Genomic DNA, 15,301 nt, shown 5'->3' with positions numbered 1-15,301 from the left:
GGCCATGGCCGACCTATTCGACATGCCCAATCAGCCCGACAGCGGACCCCGCCCGCTGGCCGACCGGCTGCGGCCGAAGTCGCTGGGCGAAGTGATCGGGCAGGAGAAGGTCCTGTCGCGCGAGGGTCCCTTGGGCGCGATGCTGGCTGCAGGGTCCTTGTCGTCCCTGATCCTCTGGGGGCCGCCGGGGGTGGGGAAGACCACGATCGCTCGGCTGCTGGCCGACGAGACGGACCTGCATTTCGTGCAGATCAGCGCGATCTTCACCGGGGTGCCGGAGCTGCGGAAGGTGTTCGAGGCGGCCAAGTTGCGGCGAGGGAACGGCAAGGGGACGCTTCTGTTCGTGGACGAGATCCACCGCTTCAACAAGGCGCAGCAGGACGGGTTCCTGCCGCATATGGAGGACGGGACGATCCTTCTGGTGGGCGCGACCACCGAGAACCCGTCCTTTGAGCTGAACGCGGCGCTTCTGTCCCGCGCTCAGGTCATCGTGCTGGAGCGGCTGTCGCTCGCCGACCTGGAGCGGCTGGCGCAGCGGGCGGAACAGGAGTTGGGCCGGGCGCTGCCGCTGTCGGGCGAGGCGCGCGAGGCAATGCTGGAAATGGCCGATGGCGATGGCCGGGCGCTTTTGAACCTGATCGAACAGGTTGCGGCCTGGAAAGTCGAGGGCAGCCTCAGCCGCGACCAGCTGGCGCAACGGCTGATGCGGCGGGCGGCGAACTACGACAAGTCGGGGGATGGGCACTACAATCTGATCAGCGCTTTACACAAATCGGTGCGGGGGTCTGACCCCGACGCGGCGCTGTACTGGTTCGCGCGGATGCTCGAAGGGGGCGAGGACCCCAGGTTCCTGGCGCGGCGGATCACCCGGATGGCGGTCGAGGACATTGGTCTGGCCGACCCACAGGCCGAGGCAGTGTGTCTGGATGGCTGGCAGACCTACGAACGCCTCGGCTCTCCCGAGGGAGAATTGGCGCTGGCGCAGGCGGTGGTCTACCTCGCGCTCGCGCCCAAGTCGAACGCGGTCTATGTGGCCTACAAGGCGGCCCGGGCGGCAGCGCGCGAGACTGGGTCGCTGATGCCGCCGAAGCATATCCTGAACGCGCCGACGCGGATGATGAAGGACCAGGGCTATGGCGCGGGGTACGCCTATGACCATGATGCCGAGGACGGGTTCTCGGGGCAGAACTATTTCCCAGAAGGGATGAAGCGGCCCGTGTGGTACCTCCCGCCCGAGCGCGGGTTCGAGCGAGAGTTGAAGAAGCGGGTGGAATACTTCGCGAAGCTCCGGGCGAAACGGCAGGAGGGGTAGGGTCCAAATTTCTTGAGTAAGAAATTTGTCAAAATCCTTACTCAAGGATCTTGGTCCCTGGCCCCACTCGTGCGCAAACATTGACTTTCCTCCCGCCCCGCCGCAAAGGGAGCCCATGTTGCAGAACCTGATCCAGGTCGCCCTTGGCGGGGCCATCGGCGCCTCGTTGCGCTATCTGACCAATGTAGGCGCGATGCGCCTGTTCGGTCCGGGTTTTCCCTATGCCACGCTGATCGTGAATGTGCTCGGCTCGTTCGCGATTGGGGTGATCGTCGTCGTCCTGGCGCGCAAGGGCGGCAACCACCTGGCGCCCTTCCTGATGACCGGGATCCTGGGGGGCTTCACGACGTTTTCGGCCTTTTCGCTGGACACGCTGAACTTGTGGGAGCGTGGCGACCACACGACGGCGCTGGTCTATGTGGTCTTCTCGATCGCGCTATCGCTGGCGGCGATCGTTGCTGGTCTGGCGCTGGCGCGGAGCCTGACATGACCGTCCAGATGCTGACCGTGACCGAGGACGAGGGCGAACAGCGGCTGGACAAGTGGCTGCGCCGCCGCTTTCCGCAGCTGAACCAGGTGGCGGTCGAAAAGCTGTGCCGCACGGGGCAGATCCGGGTGGACAGTGGCCGCGTCAAGGCGTCGGACCGGGTCTTGCCGGGGCAAACGGTGCGGGTGCCGCCATTGCCCGACGCCGCAACCCGGACCGAGGCGCGCATCCAGGGTGTCTCGGCGGCAGATGCGCGGATGATCCAGGCGGCGGTGTTGTGGAAGGACGAGCACATGATTGTGCTCAACAAGCCCGCGGGCCTGCCGTCGCAGGGTGGCTCGGGTCAGGGCGACCGGCACGTGGACGGTTTGGCCGAGGCGCTAAAGTTCGGCTACAAGGAAAAGCCGAAGCTGGTCCATCGCCTCGACAAGGATACCTCGGGCGTGTTGATGCTGGCGCGGACCGACCGGGTGGCGCGGGCATTGTCCGAGGCGCTGCGGCACCGCAATGCGCGCAAGATTTACTGGGCGGTGGTCGCGGGCGTGCCGCATCCGCGCAAGGGCTCGATCAAGTTCGCGCTGGAGAAGGCGCCTGGCCGGGGCAGGGGAGGCGAGGGCGAAAAGATGCTCTGCGTCCATCCCGCGAAGATGGCCGAGCATCCGGATGCCAAGCGGGCGCATACCGATTACTTCACACTGTGGTTCCTGGGCACGCGGTTGTCCTGGATGGCACTGGAGCCGGTGACGGGCCGCACGCACCAACTCCGCGCGCATATGGCCGAGATCGGGCATCCGATCATCGGCGACGGCAAGTACGGCGGGTCTGAGACCGAGAACCTGGGCGACGGCTGGGGCGCGGGCGCGGGGGGGGATCTGTCGAAGAAGCTGCACCTTCATGCCCGCAGCCTGACCATAGAACATCCGATCACCAAGGTGCTGCTGACCTTCACCGCGCCGCTGCCCGAACACATGGCGCGGACCTGGAAGCTGCTGGACTGGAAGGAAGACGACGTCCCCGCCGACCCGTTCGAGGTGATCCGGTGAGCGTCTGGGCGGCGCGGCGGTTCTGGACGACGGCAAGTGCCGTGCCGGCCGAGGGCGGCTTCACCGTGCAGCTGGATGCCCGTCCAGTCCGCACGCCGCTGAAATCCCCGCTGATCGTCCCGAGCCTGGCCCTGGCCGAAGCCATCGCTGCCGAGTGGCAGGCGCAGGAGGGGAAGGTCGATCCCGAGACCATGCCCTTCACTCGGACGGCCAATTCCGCGGTCGACAAGGTCGCACCGCAGTTCGCGGCGGTGGCCGACATGCTGGCCGAATACGGTGGCAGCGACCTTCTGTGCTATCGCGCCGAGGGGCCGGAGGACCTGGTTGCCTTGCAGTCGCGCGGCTGGGATCCGCTTCTCGACTGGGCGCGGGCTGACCTTGGTGCCGCGCTGACGGCGACGGCGGGCGTGATGCATGTGGCGCAGCCGACCGAAAGCCTGAGCGCGCTGCGCCAAGCTGTCCATGCCCTGACGCCGTTCCAATTGGCCGCTTTCCACGACCTTGTCGCGCTGTCCGGTTCGCTGGTTCTGGCCCTGGCGGTGACCAGGGGCAGATTGACTGCCGACGAGGCCTGGACGCTGTCCAGGGTCGATGAAGACTGGCAGATTTCGCTGTGGGGAGCGGACGAAGAAGCCGCGGAAGCGGCCCTGCGCAAGCACGCCGCCTTTTTGCAGGCGGACCGATTCTATCGATTGTGTGGGTGACATTTCTGCCCAAGGACTGCGCAAGGACGATCTGCAAGGTAGTTTGCCTGCCATAACCTTAGGCAAACAAGCATTTTTCCCGTTTCCGTCACACCCCGCTTGACCAACAAAAGCGCTTTCGCCGAAACTGGTGCCAGTGGACAGCGGGGCTGTCTGCAAGCAACAGACGCGGGACCCCGCGCCACAAAAAATCCTGGTCCGTCAGGGGCCATCCACTCAGGAAGAGGTAAGAATGAAAAAGTCCGTATTCTTCGGCGCGATCGCGGCCACCACGCTTGTGGCGGGTCTGGCCGGCGCAGCCACCCTTGACGACGTCAAGGCGCGGGGAGAGCTGCTGTGCGGGTCGAACACCGGTCTGACCGGCTTCGGCGCACCTGATGCCAGCGGCAACTGGGCCGGTTTCGACGTTGACCTGTGCCGTGCTGTGGCTGCGGCCGTCCTGGGCGATGCGAACAAGGTCAAGTTCGTGCCGACCACTGGCGAAACCCGCTTCACCGCTCTGCAGTCCGGCGAAGTCGACCTTCTGGTCCGCAACTCGACCTGGACCTCGTCGCGCGACAGCGAACTGGCGCTGGATTTCGTGGCGGTGAACTACTACGACGGCCAGGGCTTCATGGTGAAGAAGGACCTCGGCGTTTCCTCGGCCAAGGAACTTGATGGCGCCACCGTCTGCATCCAGACCGGCACCACGACCGAACTGAACCTGGCCGACTTCTTCAAGCAGAACAACATCAGCTACCAGCCGGTCACCGTGGCCGACGACTCGGAAGCGCAGCGTCAGTACCTGGCCGGCGCCTGCGACGCCTACACCACCGACGCCTCGGGTCTGGCCGCCAGCCGTGCGACCATGCCGGATGCGGAAAACCATGTCATCCTTCCCGAGATCATCTCGAAAGAGCCGCTGGGCCCGGTCGTACGTCACGGCGACAACCAGTGGGGCGACATCGTCCGCTGGACCTACTACTCGCTGCTGATCGCCGAAGAAAAGGGCATCACCCAGGCCAACGTCGAAGAAGTGCTGGCCTCGACCGCTGACGAAGAGGTCAAGCGTCTCTTGGGCGCTTCGGGCGACATGGGTGTGAAGTTCGGCCTGGACAACGCCGCGTTCAAGAACGCGATCCTGGCCGTCGGCAACTACGGCGAGATCTTCGCGCGCAACATCGGCGAAGGCACCTCGATCAACCTGGCCCGCGGCCTGAATGCGCTGTGGACCCAGGGCGGCCTGCAGTACGCTCCGCCCTTCCGTTGATCACAGGTCATCCGGGGGTGCCTTCGGGCGCCCCCGTTCTTCTTATTCCAGACAATACGACCGCATGGCCTGAGGCTTGACCTCGCCGTCACCGGAAATTCGGGACTGCCAGCGGGAAACAGGGGGTAGCCATGGCAATGGCAACGGACGTGCCGAAGGACAGCTTTCGGCTCTCGATGCTCATCTACGATACGCGGTACCGGTCCTACACGATCCAGATCGTGGTTCTGATCCTGTTCGCGCTGGCGGTGGCCTGGCTCTTGAACAACACCGTGCAGAACCTTGCGGCGCGCGGGAAGGAGTTCAACTTCGGCTTCCTGTGGCAGCGGGCGGGCTATGACATCGGCCAGCAGCTGATCCCTTATACGAACGACTCCACGCACTTCCGCGCTTTGCTGATCGGGCTTCTGAACACGCTTGTCGTGGCCGTCCTGGGCTGCATCTTCGCTACCATCCTGGGCGTGATCATCGGCGTGTTGCGGCTTTCGGGGAACTGGCTGGTGAGCCGGCTGATGACCGTCTACGTCGAGATGTTCCGCAACGTGCCGCTGCTGCTGTGGATCCTTCTGTCCTACGTCATTCTGTCCGAAGTGACGCCCCAGCCGCGCGATTTCCGGGTTACAGACGAGATGATTGCCGCCGGAGAAGAGCCTGCGGCCTCGATGATGTTCTTCGATACGGTTGCGGTGACCAACCGCGGGACCAACATCCCCTCGCCCCTGTTCGAGCGGGGCTTCGGCACGCTGGACCTGGGGTTCATGACGCTGAACCTGAATTTCTGGGCCATCGTTGCGGTCATCGCGGCCTCGGTCTTCGTGAACCGGCGCATCCTAGCCTCGGCCCGGGCCACGCAGGAGTCGACGGGGATCCGGCCGGTGACCTGGTGGAAGTCGATCCTGGTCCTGTTCGCGCCGGTGATCGCCCTTGTCGTCGCGATGGGCTTTCACCTGGAAATCCCCGAGCTGAAGGGCTTCAACTTCCAGGGCGGCATTCTGGTCGCGCACAGCTTTACCGCCCTGCTGATCGCTTTGGCCCTGTATACGGCGGCCTTCATCGCCGAGATCGTCCGGGCGGGCATTCAGGCCATCAGTCGCGGCCAGTCCGAGGCGGCCTTTGCGCTGGGCCTGAGGCCGAACCGGACGATGAACCTGATCATCCTGCCGCAGGCCTTACGGGTCATCATCCCGCCCCTGATCAGCCAGTACCTGAACCTGACGAAGAACACCTCGCTGGGCATCGCGGTCAGCTATCTGGACCTGCGCGGTACGCTGGGGGGTATCACCCTGAACCAGACGGGGCGCGAGCTGGAATGCATGCTTCTGATGATGCTGATCTACCTGTCGATCAGCCTGATGATCTCGGCGGTGATGAACATGTACAACCAGTCCGTTCAGCTGAAGGCGCGCTAAGATGAGTGATACGCACGCCCAAACCGTCACCTTCGTCCGTGAAACCATGCTGCCGCCCGCGGCCCCTCCTGTGGGCGAGCGGGGGGCGATCAAATGGATGCGAGAGAACCTGTTCTCGTCGCCGCTCAATATTGCGCTTACGCTCCTTGGCGCGTTGGCGATCTATGCGATCGCCGCATCCGCGCTGCCCTGGTGGCTGAATTCGGTCTGGAACGCCGAGAGCCTGTCGCAGTGCCGGGAGATCGTGGCCGCCAGTGCCGGTCCCGATGCGACCGGGGCCTGCTGGGCCATGATCCGGGAACGCTGGCACCAGTTCCTGTTCGGCTTCTACCCGCCGGCGGAATACTGGCGGCCAGTGTCTGCCTTCGGGCTTCTGTTCGCGGCACTGGCGCCGGTTCTGTTTGCGGGACAGAAGCGCAATCTGACGATCCTGCTGGGCTCTGTGCTGGCCTACCTCGTGCTGACGCTCTATCTCGCCTCGGCGCCGGGCATCGCCTTCGGGCTGGCGGTCCTTCTGGTGGTGGGCATGATCGCCTTGGCCCAGGTTCAGCCGGGCAAGCTTCTGTGGTTCACGCTGATCTATCCGGCGCTGACCTTCTGGCTGCTCTGGGGCGGATCGATCTGGTCGCCCATCGTGGCCATGGCGGGCTTTGCGCTCCTTTACGGGGTCTTCCGCTTTGCCTCTCCGCTGATCGGTCTGGCGCCTGCCGCCGGGGCAGGCGTCGTGGCGGCGGTGCTCTGGTGGCTTTACGTTGATGTCCCGGTGGTGAACCTGCTGCAGTCGGCGCTGCCGTTCGGGATCGAGGCCGTCGCCTCCGACCAGTTCGGCGGCTTCCTTCTGGCCATCGTCATCGGGGTGACCGGGATCAGCTTCTCATTGCCCATCGGCATCCTGCTCGCACTCGGCCGTCAGTCGGACATGCTGATCGTCAAGACGCTGTCGGTGGGCTTCATCGAGTTCATCCGGGGCGTGCCCTTGATCACGCTGCTCTTCACCGCCTCGCTCCTCCTGCAGTACTTCCTGCCGCCGGGAACGAACTTCGACATCATCCTGCGCGTCATCATCCTGGTCACTTTCTTTGCCGCCGCCTACCTGGCCGAGGTGATCCGCGGCGGTCTGGCGGCGCTTCCGCGCGGCCAGTACGAGGCGGCGGATGCGCTGGGGCTGGACTACTGGCGGGCGCAGCGGCTGATCATCCTGCCGCAGGCGCTGAAGATCTCGATCCCGGCGATCGTTTCGACCTTCATCGGCCTCTTCAAGGATACCACTCTGGTCGCCTTCGTGGGTCTCATGGACCCCTTGAAGGGCGTCACCCAGATCGTCCGTGCCGACATCGACTGGAAGGGCATCTACTGGGAGCCCTACATCTTCGTCGGCGCGATCTTCTTCCTCATCTGCTTCGGCATGTCGCGGTACTCGATGTACCTGGAACAGAAGCTGAAGACCGATCATCGTTAAGGGCACAGACATGGCAGACGCAGCAAAGATGCAGGTCTCGGACGAAGTCGCGATCCAGATCACCGGGATGAACAAGTGGTACGGTCAGTTCCACGTTCTGCGGGACATCAACATGACGGTGCAGCGGGGCGAGCGGATCGTGATCTGCGGGCCGTCGGGATCGGGGAAATCGACGCTGATCCGCTGCATCAACCGGCTGGAGGAACACCAGCAGGGTCAGATCATCGTCGACGGGACGGAACTGACCAACGACCTGAAGAACATCGACAAGGTGCGGTCAGAGGTTGGGATGGTGTTCCAGCACTTCAACCTGTTCCCGCATCTGACGATCCTGGAAAACCTGACGCTGGCGCCGATCTGGGTGCGGAAGGTGCCGAAGCGCGAGGCGGAAGAGACCGCGATGTACTTCCTGTCGAAGGTGAAGATCCCGGAACAGGCGCACAAGTATCCCGGTCAGCTTTCCGGGGGCCAGCAGCAGCGGGTGGCCATAGCGCGGTCGCTGTGCATGAAACCGCGGATCATGCTGTTCGACGAGCCGACCTCTGCCCTTGACCCCGAAATGATCAAGGAGGTCCTCGACACCATGATCCAGCTGGCCGAGGAGGGCATGACGATGCTTTGCGTCACCCACGAAATGGGCTTTGCCCAGGCGGTGGCGAACCGGGTGATCTTCATGGACCAGGGCCAGATTGTTGAGCAGAACGAGCCGCGCGAGTTCTTCAACAACCCGAAGAGCGACCGGACCAAGCTGTTCCTGAGCCAGATACTCGGGCACTGACCTTGCACTGACCCGGGCGGTTGCCGGGGTCAGTCAAACAGGTCGATTTCCTCGTTGATCTCGTCGATCACGGCCAGTCGCTGGCGGGCGGGCTCACCGGCCAGGCCGATGAAGGCCACTGCCAGAAGTCGGACGAGGCTGGCCAGCGTGGTGTGCGTCGGTAGCGCGCCGTAAGTCGCAACGTGGCTGCCGATCACCAGGCGCGAAAAGCGCTGCGCTCGGGCCAGGTAGCGGTGGTCGGTCAGGGTGATGACGTTCATGCGCGAGGTGCGGGCATAGGCGGTAAGTGCGGCCTGAAACTTCGGGCGGGGCTCCAGCGTAAGAAGCAGCAGCACATCACGCGGGCCGGTCATTGCCAGGTCTTCGGCCCAGGCGCCGGGGCTGGCGGCCAAGAGGTGCACGTCGGGCCGTAGCCGGGCAAAGGTCAGCCGCGCCAGCCGTGCGAGGCCTTCTTCGGCGCCGAACCCCATGCACCAGACGCGCGGGGCGTCGAGGATCAGGCGCGCGGCCTCGGTCAGCACATCAGGGCGCATCTCCTCGAAGGTGCGGGTCAGGTTCAGCAGCTCCAGCTCCAGGTGATCGGCGATCGACCGACCCAGCGCACCGGGTTCGGCGGGGGTCTGCGAGTAGGCGTAGGGCTGGGTGCGGTTCCTTTCCTCGCGCGCCTGAGTGCGGGCCTCGTCAAAGTCGGTGTAGCCAAGGTTGCGGAAGAATCGCGCGGTGGTGGCCTTTGATACACCCGCCAGGGCCGACAATTCCGTAGCGCTGTGGGTTTCGATCAGCGTCTGATTCTCAAGCAACAGGACGGCCAGATTCTGCTCGGACTTGGTGAGCCGAGAAATTCTTTCCTGAATTCTTAAGGTTAGCCGTGTCGCCATCTGCCCGAATGTTGCGCATCAGCGCGCTTGCTTTCGTGAAACTGTCGTTCCAAAGTAATGAAACAGTGAAACGACGCAGGTCGATCATGTCGAAATCCAAGATCATCCGCCAGCAGATTTGGTCAAAGCTGCATCACGTAGCCAAACCCGACACGCGGTTTCACCTGAACTTCGCCGAGGTGATCCCGGACTTCGAGGGGTCGGAGGCCGCGACCGAGCATCTGGTGGCGATGCCCGCATACCGGGACACGCGCTTTGCCTTCATCACGCCGGACAACTGCCTGGTGGACCTGCGCCGCCGCATGATCGCCGAGGGCAAGCCCTTCGTGATGTCGACCTACGGCATCTACCGCGGTTTCCTTCTCATGGAACCCGGCATGGTGCCGAAAGGGGCCGAACTTTACGCCGCCTGGCTGGACGGGATGGAGCATTTCGCCCGTCCGATCACGCTGGAGGAGATCGCCCGCCGCGGGCGGTTCGATTTCATGGTCACCGGGGCCTCGGCGGTGTCGGTCGACGGGGTGCGCTTTGGCAAGGGGCATGGGTTCTTTGACCTGGAATGGGGCATGTTCACCGACCTGGGCCTGGTGGACGAGACGACCCCGGTGGTCGCCGTAGTGCATGACTGCCAGCTGGTGCAGGAAAAGCTGACCCCGTCCGAGACCGACATCCTGGTCGACTGGATCGCCACGCCTTCGGGTCTGCACAAGGTCGCGCGCCGCGCCAAGCGGCCGTCGGGCGTGAAGTGGAACCTGCTGGAGCCGAAACAGATCGCCGAAACCCCGCCGTTGCAGGAATTGCAGCGGCTGCAAGGGATTGCCTGAACACCCCAACCCATCAACCATAGGACCGCTGCCATGAGAGTCTCCCTGTCCCGCCGTTCCTTCCTGTCCACTGCCGCCGCTGCCTCGGCCCTGCCGTTTGCGCCCCGGATGGCGCGGGCTGCCACGCCTTTCGCGATGCAGGCGGCCTGGATCAACGATGCCGAATTCGCCGGCTACTTCCTGGCCATGGACCAGGGCTACTACACCGCCGAAGGGCTGGAGCTGACCTATCTGCCCGGCGGGCCGGACGTCATCCCGGAAAGCACCATCGTGGCGGGTCGGGCGGACCTGGCGCTGACCACGCCGGACACCACGATCAAGGCGATCACGGACCAGGGGGCCAAGTTCAAGATCATCGGCGCGCAGTACCAGAAGAACCCGATCGGCATCGTCAGCCTGAAGAAGAACCCGATCACCAGCCCGGCTGAAATGGTGGGCAAGACCATCGCCGTGCCGCCGGTCAACACGATCAGCGTCGAGGCGGTGCTGGCCGCGAACGGAATTGACCGCGCCAGCGTCAACATCGTGCCCTACGCCTATGACCCGACGCCGCTGGTCAAGGGCGAGATCGACGCGAGCCTCGATTTCACGACCAACGTGCCCTACACGATTTCGCAAGCGGGCGAGGAGGCGACGTCCTTCCTGCTCTATGACTTCGGCTACACGATCTACAACGACACGGTCGTGGTGACCGAGGACGTTCTGGCGTCCAAGCGCAAAGAGCTGGTCGCCTGGCTGCGCGCCAGCCGCAAGGGCTGGGACGAGAACTTCGTCGATCCCGCTGCCTGGCCGCCGAAATGGGCCGACACGCACTTCGCAGGCACCGGGCGGACCATCGAGAACGAGATCTTCTTCAACACCGCGCAGATGCCGCTGATGCTGGCCGATGGCGGCATCTTCTCGATGACCGAAGAGGGGATCGCTGCCAATATCGAGGCGCTGTCCAAGGTGGGCATCAAGGCCACGCGCGAGATGTTCGACACGACGCTTCTGGAAGAGATCTGATGACAGCACCCGCAGGGATCGCCTTGTCCGGCCTGTGCAAGACCTTTCCAGGTCGCGGCAGGTCGGTCGAGGCCCTGCGGGATGTAAGCCTGGACTGCCCGCCCGGCAGTTTCACCGCGCTGATCGGCCCGTCGGGCTGTGGCAAGTCGACGATCCTGCGCGCGGCCCTGGGGCTGGAACCGCTGGACGCAGGTTGGGTGGAAATCGGCGGCCAGGCCCCGGCGCAGGCGACGGCGGGCGGGGTGACCGGCGTGGCCTTCCAGGACGCGGGGCTCTTGCCCTGGCGCAGCGTCGCGCGGAACATCGCGCTGCCGCTGGAGGTGCTGGGCCGCGACACGGGCCCGGCGGCGGGGCGCATCCGCGACCTGATCGCGCTGGTTGGGCTGAGGGGCTATGAGGACGCCTTGCCGGGCGAGTTGTCGGGTGGCATGCGCCAGCGGGTCGCCATCGCCCGCGCCCTGGTCAGCGAGCCGCGCGTGCTGTTCCTGGACGAACCCTTTGGCGCGCTGGACCAGATCCTGCGGCGGCAGATGAACATCGAATTGCAGCGCATCTGGGCCGAGACCGGGGTGACGACGCTTCTGGTGACCCACGGGATCGATGAGGCGGTGTTCCTGGCCGACCGGGTGGCGGTGATGCAGGCGGGTCCCGGGCGCATTGTCGAAGTGGTCGAGATCGACCTGCCGCGCCCGCGGGCGCAGTCCTTGTTCTCGGCCCGGCATTTCCACGAGCTTTGCGACCGCATCGCCCGGGTGCTGCATGGCGGCTGACCTGCGCCGCTGGTTGCCGCCCGTGCTTCTGCTTCTGGCGTGGGAGCTGGTGGGGCGCTTCGATTTGGTGGCCTCGGGTGCGCTGCCGGCTCTGTCCGAGATCCTTGCGCGGCTGTGGGTGGACCGGGCCGATTACCCGGCGCATGTGACGGCGACGCTGATCGCCTCGGGCGCGGGGTTCCTGATCGGCAATGCGCTGGCGGTGCTGGCGGGGCTGGCCTTCGTGCTGTCGCCGGTGGCCGAGCGGCTGTCGCGCGGCATCAACATCGCGATCTTCACCCTGCCGCCCATCGCCATCGCGCCGATCCTGACCCTGACGCTGGAAGGGATGACTCCGCGGATCGTGCTGGCGGCGTTGGGGGTTTACTTCGTGACCATGCAGGCGACAGTGACGGGCCTGACGCAGTACGACACGCGCGCGGCCGATGTGGTGCGGGCTTATGGTGGCGGGCGGGGCGCGGTCATGCGCCTGGTGCAGCTGCGCGCGGCGGTGCCGGCGATCCTGTCGGGGTTCCGTGTCGCCGCGCCGAATGCCGTCCTGGGCGCGATCCTGGCCGAGTTCGGCGGCGGCGGGCGCTTTGGTCTTGGGGCCTATCTCCTGGGCTCGCTGGGGCGGGCAGAGCCGGACCGGCTGTGGGGCATCGGGTTGGTCGCCACGCTGATAGCGGGCCTGTCCTATGCGGTCTTCGCACTGATTTCGCGCCGGATGCTGGGGGCGTCCCGGGCACTGAGCCTGAACCCCTCGCCCCAGGCACGGCAAGAGATGCCGCGGGCGGCTCCGCTGCTGGCGCTTGGGGCGGTGCTGATGCCGTTCCTCTTGTGGTGGGCGATCCTGCGGGCGATGCAGGTGCCCGACATGCTGGGCAAGACGCCCTGGGCGGTGGTGGAGTACCTGTTCCTGGCCGACAGCGCGCCGGTGGCGCAGGAAAAGCTTCTGGCGGCCCTGGCCGAGACGCTGCCGATCACGCTGGTCGGCATGGCGGCGGGGCTGGCCTTTGCCTTCGGGCTTGCGGTGATGGGGCGGCTCGCCCCTTCGGTGACGCGGGCGCTGTTGCCGGTCGCGCTGGTCACCCAAACGATGCCCCTTGTAGCGCTGACGCCGCTTCTGGTGCTGCTTCTGGGGCGTGGCACGGCGGTGACCTTGTGGATCACCATCTCGGTCACTTTCTTCCCGGCCTATGTGATGATCGCGCAAGGGATCGCCCAGGTGCCCCGTGCGGCGCTGGAATTGCCACGGGCCTATGGCGCCTCCGCCTGGCGCGAGCTGCGGCTGGTGACGCTGCCGGCCTCGGTTCCGTGGCTCTTCGCCGCTATGCGCCTGACCGCGCCGCGTGCGTTGTTGGGGGTGATGATTGCCGAGTGGCTTGCAACGGGGCGGGGGCTGGGCAACCTGTTGAACCAGTCGCGCGGCTATCTCGACTTCGGGATGATCTGGTCGGTGGCTGTGGTCAGCGTTATCCTGTCCGTCGGGCTGTACCTTGCCGCGCTATGGGCGGAACGGTTGATCCTCGGTCGCATGGGCATGGTGGCGCGGGATTGACATTGGTACGGGCTGCCGGACGTCGCGGGAGAGCTGCGAGAATGCAGCCTCTTGCAGAGCGGCCTTCCACAATGCCTGGGTCCCTGCATGAGACGGGCGTCATTCGGTACAGACCCGCTATGGCAAAGCCCACAATACCGACACGAGCACGTCTGCCAACGGAAGAACTTTGCCCATCGGCACTGGAATGGCCCCCTCAAGCCGCCCACTCGCCCTGCGCCCGGCATTTTCCAGGAGGTTAATCATAGAGGGGAATGCCGAACAGCCACCAAGTATCCAGCGATTTTTGGGGCTATTGGCGGACCCGGAGCGATTCGAACGCCCGACCCTCAGATTCGTAGTCTGATGCTCTATCCAGCTGAGCTACGGGTCCGCAATGGCGGGCGATGTAGACCCGTGCGTGTCCAGATGCAAGGGCGAAATCACGTAGCGGCGTCGGTTGTGCCCTTCGGAAGATGGATCGCGAATTCGGTACCGTCGCTGTCGCTGCGGGCCAATTCCAGCCGACCGCCATGGCCGCGGACCAGTTCGGCGGCAATGGCAAGGCCAAGACCCGTCCCGCCCTTGCGCGCGCCACCCTGGAAGGCTGCAAACAGGTGTTCGCGCGCCTTGGGCGGCAGGCCGGGGCCGGTGTCCCCGACCCGGATCCACCATTCGGCCTCATCTTCACCCGCCGAAATCTCGATGGTGCCGGGTTGTCCCGTCGCCTCGATGGCCTGGCGGGCGTTGCGGATCAGGTTCGACAGCACCCGGTAAAGCTGTTCGTTGTCCGCGCGGATCATCATGCCGGGGGCCACGTCGATCAGACAGGTAATCGCTGTATCGGCACCAAGGCCTTCGCCCTCGACCACATCGGACGCGAGTTGCGCAAGGCTGAATCTGCGCAGCTGCGGTGGCGGCTCTTCGGCCTTGCCGAAGGCCAGGGTCGTTTCGCATAGCGACACAGCCCGGCTGATCGAGCTGACCAGCTTCGGGGCCGAGCGCGCGACTGCGGGATCGGCGCTGCCTTCGATGCGGTCGGCAAACAGCTGCGCCGTGGTCAGGATGTTGCGCAGGTCGTGGCTGATCTTCGCCACCGCGCTGCCCAGCTGGGCCAGCCGTTCCTTTTGCCGCAGCGCGCCGGTCAGCTGGGTCTGCATCGACTGCAACGCCTCTTCGGCGGCCAGAAGCTCCTCTACGTCGGCATTCGGTTCGATCACCCGCCGCGCGTCTTCGGGCGCTTCGGCATAGGCCTGCATGTGATGCACCACACGCCGGATCGGCAGTACGAGCAGCCGCTGCACCGCAAGGAACAGAAGAAAGGCCGTCACCACCGAGATCAGCGCCGACAGAACCAGGATGCGCAGCCCGTAGTCGACCATTGCATCGCGCAGTGGCTTCGTTTCCATCGTCACTTCGATCAGTGTGCCTGCGTCCTGCACCGGATAGCCGATCACCCGGATGATCCGGTTTTCCGGGTCAAGCAGGATGCTGAAGGCGTCCCGGATCAGCTCCCACGCCCCCGCCATCCGCAGGTCGTAGGACGCGTGGATCTCTCCCGGCACCGGCGAGGACAGGACCAGCTGACGTACCTCGTCCCGGCGCAGGACGACGTTGTAGACCTCGGCATTGGCCAGAAGCTCCTTCTCCAGTTCGGGCGAGACCATGTCCTCGGCCGCAAGCTGGGTCAGCGCGGCGATCTGCGCTTGCTTGAGGCGGGTCAGCATGAAATCGGCCCGGTAACGCGCGATTGAGGGCACGAAGATCAGCACTTCGGCCAGCATCACGAAGATGACGGTCAGGATCAGGAAACGTCCCGAAAGCGTCTTGAGAAATCTCTTGCGTCTTTCGGCCACCCGAACCT

General features: G+C 65.0%; 15 protein-coding genes and 1 tRNA gene. 12 read left to right on the top strand and 4 right to left on the bottom strand.

All coding sequences use genetic code 11. From position 1 onward, the window contains the following. The first annotated feature begins 4 nt into the window (after nt 1–4). From AC2EAL_RS16005 to AC2EAL_RS15970, 8 genes are all read left to right on the top strand, one after another. Complete coding sequence (locus tag AC2EAL_RS16005) at nt 5–1,312, top strand: replication-associated recombination protein A (protein WP_484725235.1); 1,308 nt, start codon at nt 5–7, stop codon at nt 1,310–1,312. A 115-nt stretch (nt 1,313–1,427) separates the two neighbouring features. Then, nucleotides 1,428–1,802: a fluoride efflux transporter CrcB gene (gene crcB, locus AC2EAL_RS16000; RefSeq protein WP_484725234.1), complete on the top strand. Its 375-nt coding sequence runs from the start codon at nt 1,428–1,430 to the stop codon at nt 1,800–1,802. Beyond that, nucleotides 1,799–2,842, top strand: a complete 1,044-nt coding sequence (locus AC2EAL_RS15995; protein ID WP_484725233.1) for an RluA family pseudouridine synthase — start codon at nt 1,799–1,801, stop codon at nt 2,840–2,842. The genes crcB and AC2EAL_RS15995 overlap by 4 nt, the downstream gene beginning before the upstream one ends. Then, nucleotides 2,839–3,546 (top strand): ATP12 family chaperone protein, encoded by a 708-nt coding sequence (locus AC2EAL_RS15990; protein WP_484725232.1) that lies wholly within the window; start codon nt 2,839–2,841, stop codon nt 3,544–3,546. Before AC2EAL_RS15995 ends, AC2EAL_RS15990 begins: the two co-directional genes overlap by 4 nt. Nucleotides 3,547–3,778: 232 nt before the next feature. After that, nucleotides 3,779–4,795, top strand: coding sequence for an amino acid ABC transporter substrate-binding protein (locus tag AC2EAL_RS15985; RefSeq protein ID WP_484725231.1), 1,017 nt, complete (start codon nt 3,779–3,781; stop codon nt 4,793–4,795). 131 nt (nt 4,796–4,926) lie between these two features. Next, a complete protein-coding gene (locus AC2EAL_RS15980; RefSeq protein WP_484725230.1) occupies nt 4,927–6,204 on the top strand; it encodes an amino acid ABC transporter permease in 1,278 nt (425 codons plus the stop codon). Nucleotide 6,205: 1 nt separating this feature from the next. Further along, nucleotides 6,206–7,663, top strand: coding sequence for an amino acid ABC transporter permease (locus tag AC2EAL_RS15975; RefSeq protein WP_484725229.1), 1,458 nt, complete (start codon nt 6,206–6,208; stop codon nt 7,661–7,663). A 10-nt stretch (nt 7,664–7,673) separates the two neighbouring features. After that, the gene (locus AC2EAL_RS15970) at nt 7,674–8,441 is read left to right on the top strand and encodes an amino acid ABC transporter ATP-binding protein (protein WP_484725228.1); all 768 of its coding nucleotides are present in this window, start codon (nt 7,674–7,676) and stop codon (nt 8,439–8,441) included. Nucleotides 8,442–8,470: 29 nt separating this feature from the next. Here AC2EAL_RS15970 and AC2EAL_RS15965 read toward each other — a convergent pair whose 3' ends face one another. Together AC2EAL_RS15965 and AC2EAL_RS15960 are read right to left on the bottom strand one after the other, a co-directional pair. Further along, a complete protein-coding gene (locus AC2EAL_RS15965) occupies nt 8,471–9,244 on the bottom strand; it encodes a MurR/RpiR family transcriptional regulator (RefSeq protein WP_484725438.1) in 774 nt (257 codons plus the stop codon). Then, nucleotides 9,234–9,407: a hypothetical protein gene (locus tag AC2EAL_RS15960; RefSeq protein ID WP_484725440.1), complete on the bottom strand. Its 174-nt coding sequence runs from the start codon at nt 9,405–9,407 to the stop codon at nt 9,234–9,236. The genes AC2EAL_RS15965 and AC2EAL_RS15960 overlap by 11 nt, the downstream gene beginning before the upstream one ends. Here AC2EAL_RS15960 and AC2EAL_RS15955 point away from each other — a divergent pair. The 4 genes from AC2EAL_RS15955 to AC2EAL_RS15940 are packed head-to-tail and all read left to right on the top strand — an operon-like array spanning nt 9,406 to nt 13,458. Next, on the top strand, nt 9,406–10,143 hold the full coding sequence (locus tag AC2EAL_RS15955; RefSeq protein WP_484725437.1) for a 5-formyltetrahydrofolate cyclo-ligase: 738 nt from the start codon (nt 9,406–9,408) through the stop codon (nt 10,141–10,143). The genes AC2EAL_RS15960 and AC2EAL_RS15955 overlap by 2 nt on opposite strands. Nucleotides 10,144–10,176: 33 nt before the next feature. Then, nucleotides 10,177–11,148 (top strand): ABC transporter substrate-binding protein, encoded by a 972-nt coding sequence (locus AC2EAL_RS15950; RefSeq protein WP_484725227.1) that lies wholly within the window; start codon nt 10,177–10,179, stop codon nt 11,146–11,148. Next, nucleotides 11,148–11,918 (top strand): ABC transporter ATP-binding protein, encoded by a 771-nt coding sequence (locus tag AC2EAL_RS15945; RefSeq protein ID WP_484725226.1) that lies wholly within the window; start codon nt 11,148–11,150, stop codon nt 11,916–11,918. Before AC2EAL_RS15950 ends, AC2EAL_RS15945 begins: the two co-directional genes overlap by 1 nt. Further along, nucleotides 11,908–13,458 (top strand): ABC transporter permease, encoded by a 1,551-nt coding sequence (locus AC2EAL_RS15940; protein ID WP_484725225.1) that lies wholly within the window; start codon nt 11,908–11,910, stop codon nt 13,456–13,458. Before AC2EAL_RS15945 ends, AC2EAL_RS15940 begins: the two co-directional genes overlap by 11 nt. Nucleotides 13,459–13,754: 296 nt before the next feature. Here the strand turns inward: AC2EAL_RS15940 and AC2EAL_RS15935 are convergent. Beyond that, a tRNA-Arg gene (locus tag AC2EAL_RS15935) sits at nt 13,755–13,831 on the bottom strand. A 49-nt stretch (nt 13,832–13,880) separates the two neighbouring features. Then, a complete protein-coding gene (locus tag AC2EAL_RS15930; protein ID WP_484725436.1) occupies nt 13,881–15,221 on the bottom strand; it encodes a sensor histidine kinase in 1,341 nt (446 codons plus the stop codon). Nucleotides 15,222–15,301: the final 80 nt, after the last annotated feature.

This window comes from Tabrizicola sp. T74 (assembly GCF_057219935.1).
The sequence above is the reverse complement of the archived record's forward strand: the minus strand, read 5'-3'. Positions and strand labels throughout refer to the sequence as shown.

Coding starts and splice junctions, on each gene's coding strand:
- AC2EAL_RS16005 (WP_484725235.1), top strand. CDS start 5: ATGGCCGACCTATTCGACATGCCCAATCAGCCCGACAGCGGACCCCGC.
- crcB (WP_484725234.1), top strand. CDS start 1,428: ATGTTGCAGAACCTGATCCAGGTCGCCCTTGGCGGGGCCATCGGCGCC.
- AC2EAL_RS15995 (WP_484725233.1), top strand. CDS start 1,799: ATGACCGTCCAGATGCTGACCGTGACCGAGGACGAGGGCGAACAGCGG.
- AC2EAL_RS15985 (WP_484725231.1), top strand. CDS start 3,779: ATGAAAAAGTCCGTATTCTTCGGCGCGATCGCGGCCACCACGCTTGTG.
- AC2EAL_RS15980 (WP_484725230.1), top strand. CDS start 4,927: ATGGCAATGGCAACGGACGTGCCGAAGGACAGCTTTCGGCTCTCGATG.
- AC2EAL_RS15975 (WP_484725229.1), top strand. CDS start 6,206: ATGAGTGATACGCACGCCCAAACCGTCACCTTCGTCCGTGAAACCATG.
- AC2EAL_RS15970 (WP_484725228.1), top strand. CDS start 7,674: ATGGCAGACGCAGCAAAGATGCAGGTCTCGGACGAAGTCGCGATCCAG.
- AC2EAL_RS15955 (WP_484725437.1), top strand. CDS start 9,406: ATGTCGAAATCCAAGATCATCCGCCAGCAGATTTGGTCAAAGCTGCAT.
- AC2EAL_RS15960 (WP_484725440.1), bottom strand. CDS start 9,407: ATGATCGACCTGCGTCGTTTCACTGTTTCATTACTTTGGAACGACAGT.
- AC2EAL_RS15950 (WP_484725227.1), top strand. CDS start 10,177: ATGAGAGTCTCCCTGTCCCGCCGTTCCTTCCTGTCCACTGCCGCCGCT.
- AC2EAL_RS15945 (WP_484725226.1), top strand. CDS start 11,148: ATGACAGCACCCGCAGGGATCGCCTTGTCCGGCCTGTGCAAGACCTTT.
- AC2EAL_RS15940 (WP_484725225.1), top strand. CDS start 11,908: ATGGCGGCTGACCTGCGCCGCTGGTTGCCGCCCGTGCTTCTGCTTCTG.
- AC2EAL_RS15930 (WP_484725436.1), bottom strand. CDS start 15,221: ATGCTGGCCGAAGTGCTGATCTTCGTGCCCTCAATCGCGCGTTACCGG.